Consider the following 17966-nt stretch of genomic DNA (forward strand, 5'->3'; position numbering starts at 1 on the left):
GGGCGGAAGGGCGTTACTTGCCCGCGTCCTCCAGCTGGCCGTCGGGCTCGCGGCCCGGGGTCGGGAGGTTGAACTTGGTGATCGCGAAGCGGAACACCACGTAGTAGAGCGCACCGAAGCACAGGCCCACCGCAGCCAGCAGCCACGGCTTGGAGGCGATGCCCAGGTTGAGCAGGAAGTCGATGGCGCCGGCGGAGAAGCCGAAGCCGTCCTTCATGCCGAGCGCCCAGGTCAGGGCCAGCGAGACACCGGTGAGCACCGCGTGGATCGCGTACAGCACCGGGGCGATGAACATGAACGTGAACTCGATGGGCTCGGTCACGCCCGTGACGAACGCGGTGAGGGCCAGCGAGCCCATCATGCCGCCGACGACCTTGCGGTTCTCCGGGCGGGCGCAGTGCACGATCGCCAGGCAGGCGGCGGGCAGCGCGAACATCATGATCGGGAAGAAGCCGGTCATGAACTGGCCGGCGTCGGGGTCACCGGCGAGGAAGCGGGCGATGTCGCCGTGCTTGCCGTTGAAGTCACCGGCCTGCAGCCACGGGAAGGAGTTGAGCAGGTGGTGCATGCCGACCGGGATCAGCGCGCGGTTGGCGACGCCGAAGATGCCCGCGCCCACGGCGCCGGAGCCGACGAGCCACTCGCCGAAGTTGTGCAGACCCGTGCCCAGCACCGGCCAGATGAGACCGAAGAGGATGCCGATGAGGAGACCGGCGAAGGCCGAGAGGATCGGGACCAGGCGGCGGCCGCCGAAGAAGCCCAGCCAGTCGGGGAGCTTCTTGCGGCTGTAGCGCTGGTAGAGCAGCGCCACGACCAGGCCCATGACCACACCGCCGAGGACGCCGGCGTTGACCGGGGCCTCGTTCATGACGATCTTGCCGTCGACGACCGCGGCGACCTTCGGCAGGTTCTTGTCGGTGAAGGTGGCGAGCACCTCCTTGAAGACCAGGTAGCCGGAGACCGCGGCCAGCGCGGTGGAGCCGTCGGACTTCTTCGCGAAGCCGATGGCCACGCCGACGGCGAAGAGCAGCGCCATGTTGCCGAGCAGCGCGTTGCCGCCCGCCGCCATATAGCCGGCGATCTTGGTGATGAACTCGGGGAACGAGTCACGGCCGAGCATGTCGTTGTTGCCGAGCCGGACGAGCAGCGCGGCGGCGGGCAGGACCGCGACGGGCAGCATGAGGCTGCGGCCGATGCGCTGCGCGATCGCCATGGCGCCGGCGCCGCGCTTCTTCTTTTCCTTTTCCGGTGCCGCCTTTTCAGGCGCCGCCTTTGCCGCCTTGGCTGCCGTACTCATCGGATTCCTCCAGGTGAGGCGGGCGCTCAAGGGGAAGGGGGACGGCCCGCGATTTGGTCTACACCATTACTGGTTTAGACCTGTTGTAGCACGTGAGTCCGGCATAAAGGAATCCATCGTTCCCAGTGCCGTGGACCACACGCGCAAGGGCGGCGTGAGCGCTCTGCGCTGCGTCACGCCGCCCTTACGGCACGTTGATTTCCCACTGCCGCCCGGACGCCCGGGCGCCCTGCCGCGCCTACTCGACGTTGCCCTTCTCGATCTCCTCCGCCACCGCTTCCGGCTCCCGGCCCGGCGTCGGGATGTCGAAGAACGTGATGGCGAAGCGGAAGACCGCGTAATAGACGACGCCGAAAGCCAGCCCGATCGGAATGATCAGCCACGGCTTCGTCGCGAGCCCCCAGTTGATCACATAGTCGATCAGTCCCGCAGAGAAACTGAAGCCGTCGTGCACCCCCAGCCCCCAGGTCACCGCCATCGACACGCCCGTCAGCAGCGCGTGCACCACGTAGAGCAGGGGCGCGATGAAGAGGAACGAGTACTCGATCGGCTCGGTGATGCCCGTGACCAGCGACGTCAGACCCACCGAGAGCATCATGCCGCCCACCGCCTTGCGGTGTTCCGGCTTCGCGCAGTGGGCGATGGCCAGGGCGGCCGCCGGCAGCGCGAACATCATGATCGGGAAGAAGCCCGAGGTGAACTGCCCCGCCGCCGGGTCGCCCGCCAGGAAACGGTTGATGTCGCCGTGCACGACCTGGCCGTCCGGCTTGGTGTAGTCCCCGAACTGGAACCACACGAAGACGTTCAGGAACTGGTGCAGCCCCACCACCAGCAGCGCCCGGTTGGCCACGCCGAAGATCCCGGAGCCCAGCCAGCTCAGGTCGACCAGCCACTTGCTGAAGTCCGTCAGCCGCGCACCCACCCACGGCCACACCCACAGGCACAGCACGGCGAAGACGATCGCCACGAACGCCATGACGATCGGCACCAGCCGGCGGCCGTTGAAGAAGCCCAGCCAGTCCACGAGCCGCACCCGGTGGTACCGCTGCCAGAACCACGCCGACAGCAGACCCATCACGATGCCGCCGAAGACCCCCGGATTCTGGTACGCCGCCGCCGACGGCTCCCCCGCCGCCGTCACGCACACCCCGCCGAGCAGGCCGATCGCCGTGTGCTTGGCGCCGGCCGGACAGTCCTCGGGGAACTGGTGCAGCACCGCGTAGTAGACGAGGAAGCCCGCCACCGCCGCCAGCGCCGTCGAACCGTCCGACTTCTTCGCCATGCCGATCGCCACGCCCACCGCGAACAGCAGCGGCAGGCCCAGGGACGAGTCCAGCAGCGCCCCGCCCGCGCCCGCCATCACCTTGGCGACGTCCGTCCACCCCAGGCCGTCCCTGCCGAAGACGTCCGGCTGGCCGAGCCGGTTGAGGATGCCCGCCGCGGGCAGCACCGCGATGGGCAGCTGGAGGCTGCGGCCCATCTTCTGCAGCCCCTGGAAGAGGCCGTGCAGCCGCTGCCTCTTCCGCGGCTCCGCCGCGGCCGTCGAACTCATCGCGCCCTCCCGGCTGCTGGCATACTGGTGTAGACCACTTGCGGTGCGGTGGGGATCGCCCGGGAACGGCGCGGAAGGACAGGATCCGTGGCCGGAACCGGGTGCTCGCCATCCTTCGTCAGATGGCGGACGAACGCCCGCATAGTTGGGCTATACGTGGGATACCGTGTGAAAGCCGGTCGGTGGAACCGCCGAAGGGCTGAGACAACCAGGAGTGCACATGGCCAGCAAGGCTGAGAAGATCGTCGCCGGCCTCGGCGGGATCGACAACATCGAAGAGGTCGAGGGCTGCATCACCCGCCTCCGCTGCGAGGTGGCCGACCCCTCCCTCGTCGACGACGCCGCCCTCAAGGCCGCCGGCGCCCACGGCGTCGTGAAGATGGGCACCGCCATCCAGGTCGTCATCGGCACCGACGCCGACCCGATCGCCGGCGAGATCGAGGACATGCTGTGAGCTGAGCCACCACGCTCCGCACACCCAGGGGCCCCGCCTTTCGGCCACGCGTCCAGCACGCCAACCGGAACGGGGCCCTCTGTCGTGCCGATAGGCTCATCACCATGTCTCGCATCGACGGCCGCACCCCCGACCAGCTCCGCCCCGTGACCATCCAGCGCGGGTGGAGCAAGCACGCCGAAGGCTCCGTCCTCATCTCCTTCGGGGACACCAAGGTCTTCTGCACCGCCAGCTTCACCGAAGGCGTCCCCCGCTGGCGCAAGGGCTCCGGCGAGGGCTGGGTCACCGCCGAGTACTCGATGCTGCCCCGCTCCACCAACACCCGCGGCGACCGCGAAGCCGTCCGCGGCAAGATCGGCGGCCGCACCCACGAGATCTCCCGCCTCATCGGCCGCTCCCTGCGCGCCGTCATCGACTACAAGGCCCTCGGCGAGAACACCGTCGTCCTCGACTGCGACGTCCTCCAGGCCGACGGCGGCACCCGCACCGCCGCCATCACCGGCGCCTACGTCGCCCTCGCCGACGCCATCACCTGGGCCCAGGGCAAGAAGCTCATCAAGCACGGCCGCAAGCCGCTGACCGGCACCGTCTCCGCCGTCAGCGTCGGCATCGTCGACGGCACCCCCCTCCTCGACCTCTGCTACGAGGAGGACGTCCGCGCCGAGACCGACATGAACGTCGTCTGCACCGGCGACGGCCGCTTCGTCGAGGTCCAGGGCACCGCCGAGGCCGAGCCCTTCACCCGCGACGAGCTGGGCAGCCTCCTCGACCTCGCCGTCGCCGGCTGCTCCTCCCTCGACGCGGCCCAGCGCGAGGCCCTCGCCCGCACGTTGTGACCCCCTGACCGCAGGCGGCACCCGCGGCAGCCGCCACCATGCGGTCCGGCGGAAGCGTTCACGAAGGGTACGGTCCGGCCCACCCGGCCCGGACCGTACCCCCGCCCGCCCCACCGGAAGGCCGCCGATGCCCGCACGCCGTCACGTCCCCGCCCTCGCGGCCCTGGCCGTGCTGGCCCTGCCGCCGGCGGTGGGCTGCTCCGCCGCACAGAAGGCCGTCGACTGCGCCCGCCTCGGCGTGGAGATCACCGACGACGTCAACGACCTCCAGCAGGCCGTGACGGACTCGGCGAACGGCTCCGGCCGGTCGGGCAAGGTCCTCGACCAGCTCGACCAGGACACGAAGAAGCTCAAGGACAAGACGGACAACACCGACGTCGGCAAGGCCCTCGACCACCTCCGGCAGGCCATCACCAACGCCCGCGACGCGGTCGGCCGGGGTGCGACGCCGGACCTGACCCCGCTCAAGGACGCGGCGGGCGAGCTGACCAAGGTCTGCACGTCGAAGTAGCCGGGGCGGCCGGGCGACGCCTCGCGGAGGGCGGACCCCGGGAGGCCCGGGCACTACGGGGGGCGGACGGGTCCCGGGGATAATCGGGGCCATGAAGCGCCTGATCCTCGCCACCCGCAACGCCAACAAGGTCACCGAGCTCCATGCGATCCTCGCCGCCGCCGGCCTGGACGTCGAGCTCGTGGGCGCCGACGCCTACCCCGAGATCCCCGACGTCAAGGAGACCGGCGTCACCTTCGCCGAGAACGCCCTCCTCAAGGCCCACGCCCTGGCCTCGGCCACCGGCCTGCCCGCGATCGCCGACGACTCCGGCCTCTGCGTCGACGTCCTCAACGGCGCCCCCGGCATCTTCTCCGCCCGCTGGGCCGGCACCCACGGCGACGACAAGGCCAACCTCGACCTGCTCCTGGCCCAGCTCTCCGACATCGCCGAGGAACACCGCGGCGCCCACTTCGCCTGCGCCGCGGCCCTGGCCCTGCCCGACGGCACGGAGCGCGTGGTCGAGGGCCGCCTGGAAGGCATCCTGCGGCACGAGCCCTCGGGCTCGGGCGGCTTCGGCTACGACCCGATCCTCCAGCCGATGGGCGAGACCCGCACCTGCGCCGAGATGACCCCGGAGGAGAAGAACGCCATCAGCCACCGCGGCAAGGCGTTCCGGGGCCTGGTGCCGGTGGTCCGGGAGCTCGTGGGCTGACATCGCAAAAGGGCGTGACACCTAGTGGTGTCACGCCCTGAGCGTGGGGCCGACGAGATTCGAACTCGCACTGGCCACTACCTAAAAGTGGTGCCTCCTGCCAGTTGGGCTACGGCCCCGCACATAGCCTACTGGGCGCGCTCCTCCGAGTGCCAACGGCCGGTGATCAGGTCGAGGCAGCCGTCCTGTTCCTGCCACCGCGGCACCAGGTACTGGTGACCGCGTGGCAGTTGGGGCAGAGCAGTCGAAGGTTCTCCGGCCGGTTGTCGGACCAGTCGCCGTTGATGTGGTCGACCTCCAGCGTCATGAGCTTGCCCTGCCACATGGGACCGGTTCCGCACCCTGCGCATCTTTCGGGCACACCGATCTCGTTCAACGCCCTGCGGAGCAGCGATGTTTTCGCCCGGCGTCCGCCATTGCGTCTGACGAGCAGTTCCTGTGGAGTCTTCCTGGGGGTCGGGCCCGGCTTTCCGCGCTGATGAGCCTGCCCCAAGAAGTGCGAAGCCGACAGCCCGTCGTCGGCTACCCACCGACGTAATGCTGTGCGGCCACTGGTGGTGTCCCGTTGGCCGAGCCTGCGCAGTGTCTCGGCGATGGATGTGGATCGCGCAACCGCCTCCTGCAGTACGCCCGACGGCGGTCTCGATCCGTTCTTGCGGTACGGGCGCCGGGTGAAGTGTGAGATGTCGATCCCGAAGTGTTCGAAGCGCCGATAGAGGTACCGCGGAAGGTGTCCGTAGGGCTGCGTGCCGAAGAAGGCTATGACCTCGTGGATATTCGTGCACTTTTGTGCCGCTTCGGCAAGCCGGTCCCTCGTGTACTGCGTACCGCTGCTCACTGCTGTTCGCCACCAGTGCATGAGCCTCGGGAGGCAGCGGCGCGCCGAGCCTTTCCCCGACCGCGGTAGGTGTCGGTGGTCGAGTGGCAGTTCGGGCAGAGAAGTCGAAGATTGTCGATGCGATTGTTGCGCCAGTCTCCGTCGAGGTGGTCCACCTCAAGAGGAAGCGGGTGGCCTTGCCACATCGGCTCGATGCCACAGAGCGCGCAGCGATTGGTGATGCCGAGCGCCAGCATGGCCCGCTTCAGGCGACTGCTCTGTTCCCGCCTCGCATGCGCGGGGCCCTGCTCTACGAGCAGTTCATCCGGCGTGCGCTGTCGTCTGCCATGAGAGGAGCGGCCCCGGCTGTCGAAGTGCGACGTGTCGATGCCGAATGCGCGGATACGGCGGCTGATGTGGGTGTGGTGGCCGCCGACGACTTCAAGGCCCAGGTGGCGCAGCACGTCGTGCATGTTCGACGACGCTGCGACGGCGCTTTCGAGGATCTGCCTGGTCCAGCGCGCCCCCTCGCGTTCGAAGTGCGACGTGTCGATGCCCATCGACTTCATCCGCCCGTGGACGTAGCGCCGCGTAGAGCTCTTCGGATCGACCCCGAGCTTCCCCAGCGCCTCCGACAGCGTCCGCGACGATTCCGCCGCTTCGGCGAGCCGCTCCCGCGTGTACGGACTGACCGGCATGGTTCCCTCCCGCCCCGTGCCCCCTCCCCAGAGGGCCTCGAACGGAGCAACGACCCGCATCCCTGATCGGTTACGCCACACATGTACGTATCTCCGCAAGGGAACGCGGCGGGCGTTTTCACCGTCCCTCTGAGCGGGGATGGGACAGGACCGAACGTGCAACATCCGCCCGTGATCGAGGAAGAGAGCAGATGACCGACCGTGCCGTGGCCCGTGGTGCCGGTCTGCGCACCGTGGTGGCGATCTTCCTGGGCGTGTCCGTGCTCGTGTCCGGCGGCGTGTGGCTTGGGGACGCCACGGACCGGGCGAGCGTAGTGAACAAGGCGCCGAAGACGGCGGCGGCGCAGAAGTCGGGCGCCGGTCAGGAGTCGCAGGTGGTGCTGGAGGGCTCGAACGCCCGGGAGCTGCCGGGGGTGCGGGACTGCGGGATGGGTGAGCCGGTGCGTGAGCCGACCATCATCACGCTGGACTGCAACACCTCCGGGCGGGTCGCGAGCGGCATCCGCTGGGAGGCGTACACCGCGGACGGCGCGGACGGCAACGGCGTCGTGCAGGTGTCGAGCGGCGTGGCCGGTGCGGCGGCGGGGAAGTCGTTCCCGGCGCGGCTGCGGTTGTTCCAGCCGCGCGAGGTGGACGGGGCCGTGGCCTTCACGGCGCTGGAGGTCCGGTACGTGGGAGCCACCCCCGCGGGGGAGTCCCGAGAGGTTCTTCCGATCGCGTGATGGGTATCCGTGGCCGGATCGCGTTCGCGATCTCCTTCGTCACCGCCCTTGCCGTCGTGGTCCTGGGCGTGGCCGTGCATCACATCTCGGGCCTGGAGCGGGACCGCCAGGCCATGGCGTACCAGGACGGCCTGCTGAGCTCTGCGCTGCAGATCTACCAGCGGGACGGCACCCTGGCGCTGGGTGCCCAGCTGGACGACTCGACGCTGCCGTTCGCGCTGTCGCAGGCGGTGGCGAAGGGTGAGTCGGGCACGTACATCAGTGGCGGGGAGGACCCGCGGGTGTGGGCGGCCACGGGGGTCGGGGACGACAAGGTGCTGTCGATCTCGGCGTCGTACCCGGACCGTGACCCGCTGCAGACGGCGCTGGACAAGGCGCTGGTGGTGGCGGGTGGGGCGACGGTGGCGCTGATGGCGGTGGTGGCGTGGTTCGTGGCGCAGAGCCTGTCGCGGCGGCTGCGGCTGTCCGCGGCGGCGGCGCGGCGGATCGCGGCGGGCGAGGCGCCGGACGCGGACGCGCTGGACATCGCCGGCCGGGACGAGGTCGCGGAGCTGGGCCGCTCGGTGCACCACATGGCGACGTCGCTGGCGGGCCGGGTGTCGGCGGAGCGGCAGTTCACCGCGGACGTGGCGCACGAGCTGCGGACGCCGGTGGCGGGGCTGGTGGCCTCGGCCGAGCTGCTGCCGCATCCGCGGGCGGTGGAGATGGTGCAGGAGCGGGCGCAGACGATGCGGGCCCTGGTGGAGGACCTGCTGGAGGTGTCCCGGCTGGACGCCGGGGTGGAGAGCGCGCAGCTGGACGAGGTGGAGCTGCCGTCGCTGGTGCGGGGCATCGTCAAGCGGGCGCGCGGTCAGCGCGGGGTGGACGACGTGGCGGTGGAGGTGATCGGCGAGGGCCGGATCGTGGCCACCGACGCCCGTCGCGTGGAGCGGATCCTGGTGAACATCCTGGCCAATGCGGCCAAGCACGGCCGGCCGCCGATCGAGGTGACGGTCGAGGGCACCCGGATCGTCATCCGGGACCACGGGGACGGCTTCCCGCCGGGGCTGGTGGACCAGGGGCCGCGTCGGTTCCGTACGGCCGCGCCCGAGCGCGGTACGGGGCACGGTCTGGGTCTGACGATCGCGGTGGGTCAGGCGGCGGTGCTGGGGGCGCGGCTGTCGTTCGGCCGGGCGGACGGCGGGGGTGCCCGGGCGGTCCTCGACCTGCCGGAGGCCGAGGACGTGCCCGAGGAGGCGTCGCCGGTGCGGCGCGTTACAGCCCCAGGTCCTTGATGATCTTCGCGACGTGGCCGGTGGCCTTGACGTTGTAGAGGGCGCGCTCGACCTTGCCGTCCTCGTCGACGACGACGGTGGAGCGGATGACGCCGGTGACGGTCTTGCCGTAGAGCTTCTTCTCGCCGAAGGCGCCGTACGCCTCCAGGACCTTCTTCTCGGGGTCGCCGACGAGGGTGACCTTCAGGGTCTCCTTCTCGCGGAACTTGGCGAGCTTCTCCGGCTTGTCGGGGGAGACGCCGATGACGTCGTAGCCGTGGCCGGCGAGGAAGTCGAGGTTGTCGGTGAAGTCGCACGCCTGCTTGGTGCAGCCGGGGGTGAGGGCGGCGGGGTAGAAGTAGACGATGACCTTGCGGCCCTTGTGGTCGGCGAGCGAGACCTGCTTGCCGTCCGCGTCGGGCAGGGTGAAGGCGGGGGCGGTGTCGCCGGGCTGCAGTCGCTCGCTCATGGCTCTCCTCGGTGGGGACGTCGGTTGTGTCCCGAGCGTAGCCAGGTCGCGGATCGGGGGTGCCGCGGGGCGCTTCGCCGGGGGAGCTGACAGACTGTAGTCATCACTCTTCATCATTCTTATCGACGAGACGGAGGCAGCGCGGTGGCGGAAGCCAGGACACCTGCGCAGATCGAGGCGGACATCGCCCGCCGGCGGCAGGAGCTCGCCGTAGTGCTCGACGAGATCGGGGTGCGGATGCACCCGTCGACGATCATCGGGGACGCCAGGGCCAAGGTGGCGTCGAAGGTGGACCAGACCGCGGGGCGCGCGTACGTGGCGGCCAACCGCGTCGTGTCGGAGGTGCGCTCGCGGTTCGTGGGCCCCGACGGCGAGCCGCGGCTGGAGCGGATCGTTCCGGTGGCGATGGTGGCGGTGGGCGTCGTGGGGCTGCTGATCGCCTCCGGCAGGTCCTCGAAGGACGCCCGCGGCCGGAAGTCGTAGCGGCCCTGTGGCCTCGCCCCCGCGCGCGGGCAGGTACGGTCGTGGCGTGAGTACGAACACCACCCACGACAAGTTGCCCATCCGGATGCTCCACGACCGCGTTCTGGTGCGGACGGACATTCCCGAGGGCGAGCGCCGGTCCACCGGCGGCATCGTCATTCCGGCGACGGCGGCGGTGGGCCGCCGGCTGGCCTGGGCCGAGGTCGTCGCGGTCGGTCAGAGCGTGCGGACGGTCGAGCCGGGTGACCGGGTGCTGTACGACCCGGAGGACCGGGCCGAGGTGGAGGTGCGCGGGGTCGCGTACGTCCTGATGCGCGAGCGCGACCTGCACGCGGTGGCGGCGGAGCGGCTGGAGGGGTCGGAGGACTCCACGGGTCTGTACCTCTGACGCGTCCCGCACGCGCTTCGCACGCTTTATGTGCGTGTTACACCCCCTTTTGTTACGGTCGTACCCATCCCGACGAGACGCGCCGTACCGGGTCAGGACAAGACGACGCACCCCCCTGGAGTCGTTTCCCTCGGAGGTGTCGTCATGGCATGGGTCCTGCTCGCTGTCGCCGGTCTGCTGGAGGTCGGCTGGTCGGTCGGCATGAAGTTCACCGACGGTTTCACGCGGCTGTGGCCCAGCGTGGCCACGGTCGCGGGCATCGTGGCCAGCATGGTGCTCCTGGCGCAGGCGGCGCGGACGCTGCCCATCGGCACCGCGTACGGGGTGTGGGTGGGCATCGGCGCGGCCGGTGCGGCGGTGCTCGGCATGACGCTGCTGGGCGAGCCGGTGACCGCCGCGCGGATCTTCTTCATCGTGTTGCTGCTCGTGGCCGTGGTCGGCCTGAAGGCGACGTCCGGCCACTGACGCGGCCGGGGCGTCTCCGCGGTCGCCTCAGTATTCGTATCCCAGCAGGTCCCCGCCGCCGTGGCGGTCGGCGGAGTGGTGTTCCTTGTCCTCGCCCGGGCCTCCCGGCCCGAAGGTGGGCAGGCGGGGCGTGGGGAAGCCCGGCGGGGTGGCCGGCGGTTCCGGGATCGTCGGCGGCTCGGGCGGGCCGAAGCTCGTCGGCGGGGCGGTCGGCGGGGCCGGGAGCGACGGGGTGCCCGTGGGGGACGGGGGCACCGTGGCGGTCGGGGTGGGTTCCAGCATCGGGGTCCCCGCGCCGCTCTGCAGCTCCAGGTCGAAGTCCGTGGCCTCGGTGCCTTCGAGCGCGTCGGCGGTGTAGGCGCCCCAGATCTGCGCCGGGTAGCCGCCGCCGTTGATGCGGGGCTCCCCGGCGGCGCCGTACAGCGGCTTCTGGACGCCGGTGTCGGGGTCCTGGCCCATGACGGCGACGACGGTGGCCAGGTCGGGGGTGTAGCCCGCGAACCAGGCGGCCTTGTCCTCCTCCGCCGTGCCGGTCTTGCCGGCCGCCGGCCGGCCCGCGGACTGGGCCCGGCGGCCGGTGCCGCTGTCGACGACGCTCTGCAGGATCGAGGTGGTCGTGTCGGCGGCGGCGCGCGAGACGACCTGCTTCTTCTCGGAGGCGTCGGGCAGTTGCACGTCCTCGGTGGCCTTGGAGACCTTCTCGACGAGCGTGTACGGGCCGTGCCGGCCGTGGTTGGCGAGCGTCGCGTACGCCTGGGTCATGTCCAGGACGCTGGCGGTGGCCGGGCCCAGGGCGATGGAGGGCGTGGCGGTCAGGTCGGGGGTGTCCGCGGGGACGCCGAGCGCGATGGCGGTCTGCTTGACCTTGGCGGGGCCGACGTCCTGGGCCATCTGTGCGTAGACGGAGTTGACGGACAGGTCGGTGGCCTTGGTGACGGTGATGCGGGGGTTGGAGTAGCCGTCCTCGTTCTCGGGGGCGTAGCCCACGGGTCCGTCCGGGCCCTGCACCGGGCGTCTGTTGGTGCCGTCGTAGAGGGTGTTGGGCGTGATGGTGCGGCCGTCCTGGGTGGTGGAGTCGTTGTCGACGGCCGAGGTGAAGACGAACGGCTTGAAGGTGGAGCCGACTTGGTAGTCGCGGCGGGTGGCGTTGTTGACGTACTGCCGGGTGTAGTCGATGCCGCCGTACATGGCGACGACCTTGCCGGTCCTGGGGTCGATGGAGGCGCCTCCGGCGCGCACGTACCGGTCGGCCTTGCGGTCGTCGCTGAGGTCGTCCATCAGCTGGTGCTGCACGGCGTTGACGAAGGCGTCCTGTTTCTTGCGGTCGATGGTGGTGACGATGCGGTAGCCGCCGGTGGCCAGGGTCGTCTCGTCGACGATCTTGTTGCCGGTGAGGTAGTCCTTGACGGCCTCGACGAGGTAGCCGCGCTGCCCGGACATGCTCAGCCGCGGCTTGGCCTTGCCGGGGGCGGGGAACTGCATCTCGGCGCGCTCGGTGGTGCCGAGCCACTTCTTCTTCACCATGCCGTCGAGGACGTAGTTCCAGCGGGCCAGGGCGCGTTGTCTGTTCTCGGGGTGGGCGCCGACGTCGTAGGCGCTGGGGGCGTTGAGGAGGGTGGCGAGGTAGGCGCCCTCGGCGGCGGTGAGCTTGTCGGAGTCCTTGCCGTAGTACGCCTGGGAGGCGGCCTGGATGCCGTAGGCGTTGCGGCCGAAGTAGCTGGTGTTGAGGTAGCCCTCCAGGATGTCGTTCTTGCTCTCCTCGCGGTCCAGCTTGATGGCGATGAAGAATTCCTTCACCTTGCGGCTGATGGTCTGTTCCTGGCCCAGGTAGTAGTTCTTGACGTACTGCTGGGTGATGGTGGAGCCGGACTGCTTGCCCTTGCCGGTGGCGGTGTTCCAGGCGGCGCGCAGCATCGCCTCGGGATTGACGGCGGACTCCGAGTAGAAGTCGCGGTCCTCGGCGGCCAGGACGGCGTGCTGGACGTCCCGGGGGACCTTGCTCAGGGGCACGCTCTCGCGGTTGACCTCGCCGTCGCGGGCGAGGATGGTGCCGTCGGCGTAGAGGAAGACGTTGCTCTCGGCGGTGGCGGCCTTGTTGGCCGGGGGGATGTCGACCAGCATGTAGCCGGCGACCAGGGCGCCGACGACGACCAGGACGGCCAGCAGGAAGCCGCCGAGGACCATGCGCCAGGTGGGTACGAGCCGGCGCCAGCCCGTGCGCCGCGGGCGGCCGGGCCGGCCGGGGCCGCCCGCGGTGCGGGCGCCAGGAGCCCGGCGCGCGCCGGCGGACGCGCCGGTGGACCTCGGCGCCCAGCCCGGCGGCGCGTGGCCGCCACCAGCGGGACGCCGCTGCTGTGACTGCTCGTCGCTCATGTCTCCTGGGACTCCTCGGCCGCCGCCGGGGTTGTGCGGCCGCGGCGGAGCGGTGTCGTGTCGGGCGGTTCCGACCTGCGTCGTGGCCCCGGAAGACACTGTCGCATCATGCGTTCCGGCAGAAGGGCGTAGCGCACCTTTGAACAGCTCCGTAAGGACCGTTCGGGCCAGGCGGACCACTCCAAGGGGTGAAAATCCGTGGTTCCCGGCCGAGGCGTGCGGCTAGGCTCCCCTGCGCTTCGGGGCGCGGTGGGGACGGCGGTGGGGGTGCGGTGGTCAAGGCGGTTCGACAGGACGGGGGGTGGGGCGGGTGCGGCTGTACGCGGCCGTCGCGGTGAGCGGCTTCCGGCGGTACGCGACCTACCGGGTGGCCACGGCGGCGGGTGTCTTCACCAATACGGTGTTCGGCTTCATCGTCGCGTACACCTTCATTGCCCTGTGGAACGAACGTCCCCATCTGGGCGGCTACGACCAGGCGCAGGCGCTGACGTTCGTGTGGGTCACCCAGGCGCTGCTGGGCGCGGCGTGTCTGATCGGCGGGGGCTTCCAGGAGGAGCTGCAGGAGCGGATCCGCACCGGGGACATCGCCGTCGACCTCTACCGGCCGGCCGACCTGCAACTGTGGTGGCTGGCGAACGACCTGGGCCGGGCGGCGTTCCAGCTGCTGGGCCGGGGCGTGGTGCCACTGACCGTCGGCGCCCTGTGCTTCGAACTCGACCTCCCCGGCGACGCGTTGACGTGGCTGGTGTTCCTGCTGTCGGTGCTGCTGGGCGTCGTCGTGGGCTTCGGGCTGCGCTATCTGGTGGCGCTGTGCGCCTTCTGGCTGCTGGACGGCTCGGGCGTCAACACGCTGAACGGCCTGCTGTCCATCTTCTTCACGGGGACGCTGCTGCCGCTCGCCGTCTTCCCGGGAACTTTCGGCGAGATCGTGCGGATGCTGCCGTGGGCGGCGATGCTGCAGGTCCCCGCGGACGTGCTGCTGGGCCGCCACGGTGGCGCGGGGGGCGTGGCGGAGGCGCTGGGGTTCCAGGCGATGTGGGCGGTGCTCCTGCTGGCGGCCGGGCGGTCGGTGCAGGCGGTGGCCACACGGAAGGTGGTGGTCCAGGGTGGCTGACGCACCGGCCGGTGTGCTCCGTCGCGCGGGCGAGGGCGTGCACGCCTATGGCCTGATCGTCGGAATGTGGGTGCGGTCGACGATGGCCTACCGCGCGTCCTTCGTCATGATGGCCCTCGGCAACTTCGCCGTGACCGCGCTGGACTTCGTCGGCATCGCCATCATGTTCACGCACATCGACACCCTCGGCGGCTTCACCCTGCCCGAGGTCGCCCTGCTCTACGGCACCACGAGCACCTCCTTCGGCCTGGCGGACCTCGTGCTCGGCAACATGGACCGCGTCGGCCGCCGCGTGCGCGACGGCACGATGGACACCCTGCTCGTGCGGCCCGTGCCCGTCCTGGCGCAGGTCGCGGCCGACCGCTTCGCGCTGCGCCGGCTGGGCCGCGTCAGCCAGGGCGTGCTGCTGCTGTGCTGGGCGCTGTACCGGCTGGACGTGCACTGGACGCCGGTGACGCTGCTGCTCCTGCCCATGATGCTGATCAGCGGAGCGGTGATCTTCGGTGCGGTGTTCGTGGCGGGCGCGGCGTTCCAGTTCCGGGCCCAGGACGCCTCCGAGGTGCAGAACGCCTTCACCTACGGCGGCACGACCATGCTGCAGTACCCCCCGACGGTCTTCGCCACGGAGCTCGTGCGGGGCGTCACGTTCGTCGTGCCGCTGGCCTTCGTCAACTGGCTGCCCGCGCTGCGGATCCTCGGCAGGGACGATCCGCTGGGGCTGCCGGGATGGGTGGACTTCGCCTCGCCGCTCGTCGCGCTGGTGTGCTGCGCGCTGGCCGGCGTGGCGTGGCGGGCGGGGCTGCGGGGCTACCGGAGCACGGGGAGTTGACGACCGCGGTGGACGGAGAGGGGCGGGGCACGGTGGACGGCTTCATCGAGCTGGACGGCGTCGAGAAGGTCTTCGACGTACGCCGCAGGACGGGGTTCCTGCGCCGGGAACGGCACGAGGTGCGGGCGGTGGACGGCATCTCCTTCCGCGTCCCGCGCGGCGAGATGGTCGGTTACATCGGGCCCAACGGAGCGGGCAAGTCGACGACCATCAAGATGCTGACCGGGATCCTCGTGCCCAGCGGCGGCCGGCTGCGGGTCGCGGGCATCGACCCGGCCCGCGACCGCACGCGGCTGGCGCGCCGCATCGGCGTGGTCTTCGGGCAGCGCACCACCCTGTGGTGGGACCTGCCGCTGCGCGACTCCTACGGGCTGGTGCGCCGCATGTACCGCATCCCGGACGCCCGTTACCGCGCCAACCTCGAACGCTGCGTCGAGCTGCTCGACCTCGGCGAGCTGCTGGACGTGCCCGTGCGGCAGCTGTCGCTGGGGCAGCGCATGCGTGGGGACATCGCGGCGGCCCTGCTGCACGATCCCGAGGTGCTCTACCTGGACGAGCCGACGATCGGCCTGGACGTCGTCAGCAAGGCGAAGGTGCGGGAGCTCCTGCGGGACGTCAACGCCGAGCGGGGGACGACGGTCCTGCTCACCACGCACGACCTGACCGACATCGAGCAACTGTGCAAGCGCGTGATGGTCATCGACCACGGGCGGCTCGTCTACGACGGCGGGCTGGACGGCCTGCATGCGGTGGGCGAGAGCGAGCGCATGCTCGTCATCGACCTGGAGCGCGAGCTTCCGCCCATCACGGACGTGCCCGGCGCGCGTCCCGTGAAGGTCGAAGGGCCCCGGCAGTGGCTGGCGTTCGCCGCCACGCAGAGCGCGGCCCCCATCGTGGCGGGCGTGGCCGCCCGCTACCCGCTGGTCGACCTGTCCGTGCGCGAGCCGGACATCGAGGAGGTCATCGCGAAGATGTACGCGGACCGGAAGGCGTTGTAGCGGCCGGGAGCAGGGCCGTGGGCCTGGTGGCCCGGGCGCTCTAGGCTGTCCGGCATGACGAGCGAACTTCCTGAGATGCGGGCCTCCGACGCGGAGCGCGAGCGGGTCGCCGAGGCGCTGCGCGAGGCGGTCGCCGAGGGCCGGTTGGACATGGAGGAGTTCGAGGAGCGGCTGGAAGCCGCGTACAAGGCCCGTACGCACGCCGAGCTGGAACCGCTCGTCCGGGACCTGCCGGTGCCCTCGGGAGCGGCGGCCTCCGCCCCGGCCGCGGCCGGCGACGAGTGGGCGGCGCGGATCGGCGGCCGGCCCACGTCCAAGGGAGCCGTCGGCATCATGGGCGGATTCCAGCGGCGCGGCGGCTGGACGGTGCCCCGCGTCTTCACGGCCTTCGTCTTCTGGGGCGGCGGGGAGATCGACCTGCGCGAGGCGCGCTTCGAGGACCGCGAGGTCGTCGTGCGCTGCATCGCCGTCATGGGCGGGATGCAGGTCATCGTGCCGCCGGAACTGGACGTGCAGGTCGGCGGCGTCGGCATCATGGGCGGCTTCGACGACAAGGCCACCGGCCCGGGCACCCCCGGCTCGCCCACCGTGCACGTGACCGGCTTCGCGTTCTGGGGCGGGGTCGGCGTCGACCGCAAGGTGACCCGGGCCGAGCGCAAGCGGCTGCGGGAGGAGCGGCGCGAGCAGCGCAGGCTCGACCGCGAGGAGCGCCGCGGCGACCGCGGCGACCGCGGCGACGGAGGCAACGGAAGCGGCGGGGGCGGCGGCAAGGAGCTGCGCTGAGCACGCGGCGGGCCGCTCAGAGCTGCTGTGCCGCCGGCCGGTCACCCTTGAGCAGGCCGAGGTCGAGGGCGTCCGCCATCGCCCGGTAGCCGGCGTCACTGGGATGGAGGTGGTCGCCGCAGTCGTACGCCGGCAGGAGCCGCTGCGGGGAGGCCGGGTCGCGCAGCGCCACGTCGAAGTCGACGACGCCGTCGAAGACGCCCCCGGCGCGGATCTCGGCGTTGACGCCCTGCCGGACGCGCTCCTGCTCCGGCCCGAGGCCCACGCGCCCGCCGAACGGCGCCAGCGTCGCCCCGATCACCCGCAGCCCGCGCGCGTGCGCCCGCGCCACCAGCTCGCGCAACCCCGCCGTGATCCGTGCCGGGTCGGTCTGCCGGGGGCGGCGCATGATGTCGTTGACGCCGAGCTCGACGACGACGGCCCGCACGCCCGTACGCGAGAGCACGTCGCGGTCGAAGCGCTCCAGACCGCTGGGGTTGTTGCGGGGGAAGGCGCCCACCCCGCCGAGCAGGACGCGGTTGCCGCTGATGCCCTGGTTCAGCACGCCGTAGCGGGGCGCGCCGGGCTCGGAGCGCAGGCGGCGGGCCAGGAAGTCGGTCCAGCGGCGGTTGGCGCCCACGGTCGAGGAGACGCCGTCGGTGATGGAGTCGCCCAGCACCACGACCGAGCCCTGCGCGTCGCTGCTCCACACGTCGACGGCGCTCACGTAACGCCAGGAGGCGGTGCGTGCGGTGTACGGGGCGCCGCCGGTGTCCTCGGTGCGGTCGCCCTGCGCGAGGTAGGAGACCTGGCGGGCGTGCGGGTGGTAGGTCACCGGGCCGGAGGGCGTGGGGGAGTACGTGGTGACCAGCAGGTCCGCGCCGTGCCCGACGGCCAGGTGCACCGGATCGCTGACCGCCGCCCGGCCGGCCGGGATCGTCACCATGGGGCGCCCGCCGAACAGCAGCACCCGCATGCTGCCGGGCACGGCGGCCGGGCCGCCCGCCGCGGCGACGGCGAGCGAGGCGTGGCCGATGGTGAGCGGCCGGTCGCCGAAGAGGTTGGAGAGCGTGATGCGGGCCCTGCTGCCGGCGAGGGTGGTGTGCACGACGTTGCGGAGAGACCGGCCCGCGAAACCACGCCCGCTGTTCGGCTCGGCCGCGGCCGGCGACGCGGACCAGGCCCCCGCCCAGCTGCCGGACGCCGCCGGGGCGGCCGAGCGCGGCGGCTCGTGCGGCCCGCCCGCGCTCC

The 17966-nt window shown here is 71.3% G+C and carries 20 protein-coding genes, 1 tRNA gene and 1 riboswitch; of the genes, 13 read left to right on the plus strand and 8 right to left on the minus strand.

Annotation, left to right across the window (positions count from 1 at the left end):
• Nucleotides 1-13: 13 nt before the first annotated feature.
• Both LE181_RS26985 and LE181_RS26990 read right to left on the minus strand, forming a co-directional pair.
• Nucleotides 14-1297 (minus strand): PTS transporter subunit EIIC, encoded by a 1284-nt coding sequence (locus tag LE181_RS26985; protein ID WP_225664115.1) that lies wholly within the window; start codon nucleotides 1295-1297, stop codon nucleotides 14-16.
• A gap of 238 nt (nucleotides 1298-1535) precedes the next feature.
• Nucleotides 1536-2849: a PTS transporter subunit EIIC gene (locus LE181_RS26990; RefSeq protein ID WP_225664116.1), complete on the minus strand. Its 1314-nt coding sequence runs from the start codon at nucleotides 2847-2849 to the stop codon at nucleotides 1536-1538.
• 220 nt (nucleotides 2850-3069) lie between these two features.
• Between LE181_RS26990 and LE181_RS26995 the strand changes: the two genes are divergently transcribed.
• The 4 genes from LE181_RS26995 (at nucleotide 3070) to rdgB (ending at nucleotide 5344) form a co-directional block, all read left to right on the plus strand.
• Nucleotides 3070-3303 carry a PTS sugar transporter subunit IIB gene (locus LE181_RS26995; protein WP_190111990.1) on the plus strand — a complete coding sequence of 78 codons (234 nt, stop codon included), beginning with the start codon at nucleotides 3070-3072 and terminating at the stop codon, nucleotides 3301-3303.
• A 104-nt stretch (nucleotides 3304-3407) separates the two neighbouring features.
• Nucleotides 3408-4139 (plus strand): ribonuclease PH, encoded by a 732-nt coding sequence (gene rph / locus LE181_RS27000; RefSeq protein WP_225664117.1) that lies wholly within the window; start codon nucleotides 3408-3410, stop codon nucleotides 4137-4139.
• 127 nt (nucleotides 4140-4266) lie between these two features.
• Nucleotides 4267-4650 carry a hypothetical protein gene (locus tag LE181_RS27005; protein WP_225664118.1) on the plus strand — a complete coding sequence of 128 codons (384 nt, stop codon included), beginning with the start codon at nucleotides 4267-4269 and terminating at the stop codon, nucleotides 4648-4650.
• A gap of 91 nt (nucleotides 4651-4741) precedes the next feature.
• Nucleotides 4742-5344 (plus strand): RdgB/HAM1 family non-canonical purine NTP pyrophosphatase, encoded by a 603-nt coding sequence (gene rdgB / locus LE181_RS27010; RefSeq protein WP_225664119.1) that lies wholly within the window; start codon nucleotides 4742-4744, stop codon nucleotides 5342-5344.
• 44 nt (nucleotides 5345-5388) lie between these two features.
• On the opposite strand, the gene LE181_RS27015 is transcribed toward rdgB, so the two are convergent.
• From LE181_RS27015 to LE181_RS27025, 3 genes are all read right to left on the minus strand, one after another.
• Nucleotides 5389-5463, minus strand: a tRNA-Leu gene (locus tag LE181_RS27015).
• Nucleotides 5464-5510: 47 nt separating this feature from the next.
• On the minus strand, nucleotides 5511-5669 hold the full coding sequence (locus LE181_RS32530) for an HNH endonuclease (protein ID WP_308103461.1): 159 nt from the start codon (nucleotides 5667-5669) through the stop codon (nucleotides 5511-5513).
• 509 nt (nucleotides 5670-6178) lie between these two features.
• Nucleotides 6179-6859 carry an HNH endonuclease signature motif containing protein gene (locus LE181_RS27025; RefSeq protein ID WP_225664121.1) on the minus strand — a complete coding sequence of 227 codons (681 nt, stop codon included), beginning with the start codon at nucleotides 6857-6859 and terminating at the stop codon, nucleotides 6179-6181.
• A 191-nt stretch (nucleotides 6860-7050) separates the two neighbouring features.
• Here LE181_RS27025 and LE181_RS27030 point away from each other — a divergent pair, with 191 nt between their 5' ends.
• The gene (locus tag LE181_RS27030) at nucleotides 7051-7581 is read left to right on the plus strand and encodes a hypothetical protein (protein ID WP_225664122.1); all 531 of its coding nucleotides are present in this window, start codon (nucleotides 7051-7053) and stop codon (nucleotides 7579-7581) included.
• Entirely contained in the window at nucleotides 7581-8855 is a 1275-nt protein-coding gene (locus LE181_RS27035; protein ID WP_225664123.1) for a sensor histidine kinase, read from the plus strand. Before LE181_RS27030 ends, LE181_RS27035 begins: the two co-directional genes overlap by 1 nt.
• Here LE181_RS27035 and bcp read toward each other — a convergent pair.
• Nucleotides 8836-9303: a thioredoxin-dependent thiol peroxidase gene (bcp, locus tag LE181_RS27040; protein WP_225664124.1), complete on the minus strand. Its 468-nt coding sequence runs from the start codon at nucleotides 9301-9303 to the stop codon at nucleotides 8836-8838. The two genes, LE181_RS27035 and bcp, sit on opposite strands and share 20 nt — an antisense overlap.
• A gap of 144 nt (nucleotides 9304-9447) precedes the next feature.
• Here bcp and LE181_RS27045 point away from each other — a divergent pair, with 144 nt between their 5' ends.
• The 3 genes from LE181_RS27045 to LE181_RS27055 all read left to right on the plus strand — a co-directional run bounded on the left by LE181_RS27045 (nucleotide 9448) and on the right by LE181_RS27055 (nucleotide 10639).
• Nucleotides 9448-9786 carry a DUF3618 domain-containing protein gene (locus LE181_RS27045; protein ID WP_225664125.1) on the plus strand — a complete coding sequence of 113 codons (339 nt, stop codon included), beginning with the start codon at nucleotides 9448-9450 and terminating at the stop codon, nucleotides 9784-9786.
• An 85-nt stretch (nucleotides 9787-9871) separates the two neighbouring features.
• On the plus strand, nucleotides 9872-10174 hold the full coding sequence (locus LE181_RS27050) for a GroES family chaperonin (RefSeq protein ID WP_048831771.1): 303 nt from the start codon (nucleotides 9872-9874) through the stop codon (nucleotides 10172-10174).
• A gap of 46 nt (nucleotides 10175-10220) precedes the next feature.
• A riboswitch (guanidine-III (ykkC-III) riboswitch) is annotated at nucleotides 10221-10286 on the plus strand.
• Between the two features lie 32 nt (nucleotides 10287-10318).
• Entirely contained in the window at nucleotides 10319-10639 is a 321-nt protein-coding gene (locus LE181_RS27055) for a DMT family transporter (RefSeq protein ID WP_225664126.1), read from the plus strand.
• A 27-nt stretch (nucleotides 10640-10666) separates the two neighbouring features.
• Here LE181_RS27055 and LE181_RS27060 read toward each other — a convergent pair whose 3' ends face one another.
• Complete coding sequence (locus LE181_RS27060) at nucleotides 10667-13012, minus strand: transglycosylase domain-containing protein (protein ID WP_225664127.1); 2346 nt, start codon at nucleotides 13010-13012, stop codon at nucleotides 10667-10669.
• A gap of 310 nt (nucleotides 13013-13322) precedes the next feature.
• On the opposite strand from LE181_RS27060, the gene LE181_RS27065 reads away from it, so the two are divergent.
• The 4 genes from LE181_RS27065 to LE181_RS27080 all read left to right on the plus strand — a co-directional run bounded on the left by LE181_RS27065 (nucleotide 13323) and on the right by LE181_RS27080 (nucleotide 16736).
• Complete coding sequence (locus LE181_RS27065) at nucleotides 13323-14126, plus strand: ABC transporter permease (RefSeq protein WP_225664128.1); 804 nt, start codon at nucleotides 13323-13325, stop codon at nucleotides 14124-14126.
• 64 nt (nucleotides 14127-14190) lie between these two features.
• The gene (locus tag LE181_RS27070; protein ID WP_225664133.1) at nucleotides 14191-14955 is read left to right on the plus strand and encodes an ABC transporter permease; all 765 of its coding nucleotides are present in this window, start codon (nucleotides 14191-14193) and stop codon (nucleotides 14953-14955) included.
• A complete protein-coding gene (locus tag LE181_RS27075) occupies nucleotides 14853-15953 on the plus strand; it encodes an ABC transporter ATP-binding protein (protein WP_372458510.1) in 1101 nt (366 codons plus the stop codon). The genes LE181_RS27070 and LE181_RS27075 overlap by 103 nt, the downstream gene beginning before the upstream one ends.
• 54 nt (nucleotides 15954-16007) lie before the next feature.
• A complete protein-coding gene (locus tag LE181_RS27080; RefSeq protein WP_225664130.1) occupies nucleotides 16008-16736 on the plus strand; it encodes a DUF1707 SHOCT-like domain-containing protein in 729 nt (242 codons plus the stop codon).
• A gap of 16 nt (nucleotides 16737-16752) precedes the next feature.
• Here LE181_RS27080 and LE181_RS27085 read toward each other — a convergent pair.
• Nucleotides 16753-17966 (minus strand): SGNH/GDSL hydrolase family protein (locus LE181_RS27085; protein ID WP_225664131.1); only part of this gene is annotated, 1214 nt, incomplete at its 5' end.

It is taken from the genome of Streptomyces sichuanensis, from assembly GCF_020328095.1.
Classification (GTDB): Bacteria; Actinomycetota; Actinomycetes; order Streptomycetales; family Streptomycetaceae; genus Streptomyces; species Streptomyces cinnamoneus.

Excerpts from the sequence above, each read along its gene's own strand:
- LE181_RS27060 (WP_225664127.1), bottom strand. The coding sequence starts at position 13,012 with ATGAGCGACGAGCAGTCACAGCAGCGGCGTCCCGCTGGTGGCGGCCAC.
- LE181_RS26995 (WP_190111990.1), top strand. The coding sequence starts at position 3,070 with ATGGCCAGCAAGGCTGAGAAGATCGTCGCCGGCCTCGGCGGGATCGAC.
- LE181_RS27050 (WP_048831771.1), top strand. The coding sequence starts at position 9,872 with ATGCTCCACGACCGCGTTCTGGTGCGGACGGACATTCCCGAGGGCGAG.
- bcp (WP_225664124.1), bottom strand. The coding sequence starts at position 9,303 with ATGAGCGAGCGACTGCAGCCCGGCGACACCGCCCCCGCCTTCACCCTG.
- LE181_RS27070 (WP_225664133.1), top strand. The coding sequence starts at position 14,191 with ATGTGGGTGCGGTCGACGATGGCCTACCGCGCGTCCTTCGTCATGATG.
- LE181_RS26990 (WP_225664116.1), bottom strand. The coding sequence starts at position 2,849 with ATGAGTTCGACGGCCGCGGCGGAGCCGCGGAAGAGGCAGCGGCTGCAC.
- LE181_RS27025 (WP_225664121.1), bottom strand. The coding sequence starts at position 6,859 with ATGCCGGTCAGTCCGTACACGCGGGAGCGGCTCGCCGAAGCGGCGGAA.
- LE181_RS27005 (WP_225664118.1), top strand. The coding sequence starts at position 4,267 with ATGCCCGCACGCCGTCACGTCCCCGCCCTCGCGGCCCTGGCCGTGCTG.
- LE181_RS27055 (WP_225664126.1), top strand. The coding sequence starts at position 10,319 with ATGGCATGGGTCCTGCTCGCTGTCGCCGGTCTGCTGGAGGTCGGCTGG.
- LE181_RS26985 (WP_225664115.1), bottom strand. The coding sequence starts at position 1,297 with ATGAGTACGGCAGCCAAGGCGGCAAAGGCGGCGCCTGAAAAGGCGGCA.
- LE181_RS32530 (WP_308103461.1), bottom strand. The coding sequence starts at position 5,669 with ATGTGGCAGGGCAAGCTCATGACGCTGGAGGTCGACCACATCAACGGC.
- LE181_RS27080 (WP_225664130.1), top strand. The coding sequence starts at position 16,008 with ATGACGAGCGAACTTCCTGAGATGCGGGCCTCCGACGCGGAGCGCGAG.
- LE181_RS27035 (WP_225664123.1), top strand. The coding sequence starts at position 7,581 with ATGGGTATCCGTGGCCGGATCGCGTTCGCGATCTCCTTCGTCACCGCC.
- LE181_RS27030 (WP_225664122.1), top strand. The coding sequence starts at position 7,051 with ATGACCGACCGTGCCGTGGCCCGTGGTGCCGGTCTGCGCACCGTGGTG.
- LE181_RS27075 (WP_372458510.1), top strand. The coding sequence starts at position 14,853 with ATGGGTGGACTTCGCCTCGCCGCTCGTCGCGCTGGTGTGCTGCGCGCT.
- rph (WP_225664117.1), top strand. The coding sequence starts at position 3,408 with ATGTCTCGCATCGACGGCCGCACCCCCGACCAGCTCCGCCCCGTGACC.
- rdgB (WP_225664119.1), top strand. The coding sequence starts at position 4,742 with ATGAAGCGCCTGATCCTCGCCACCCGCAACGCCAACAAGGTCACCGAG.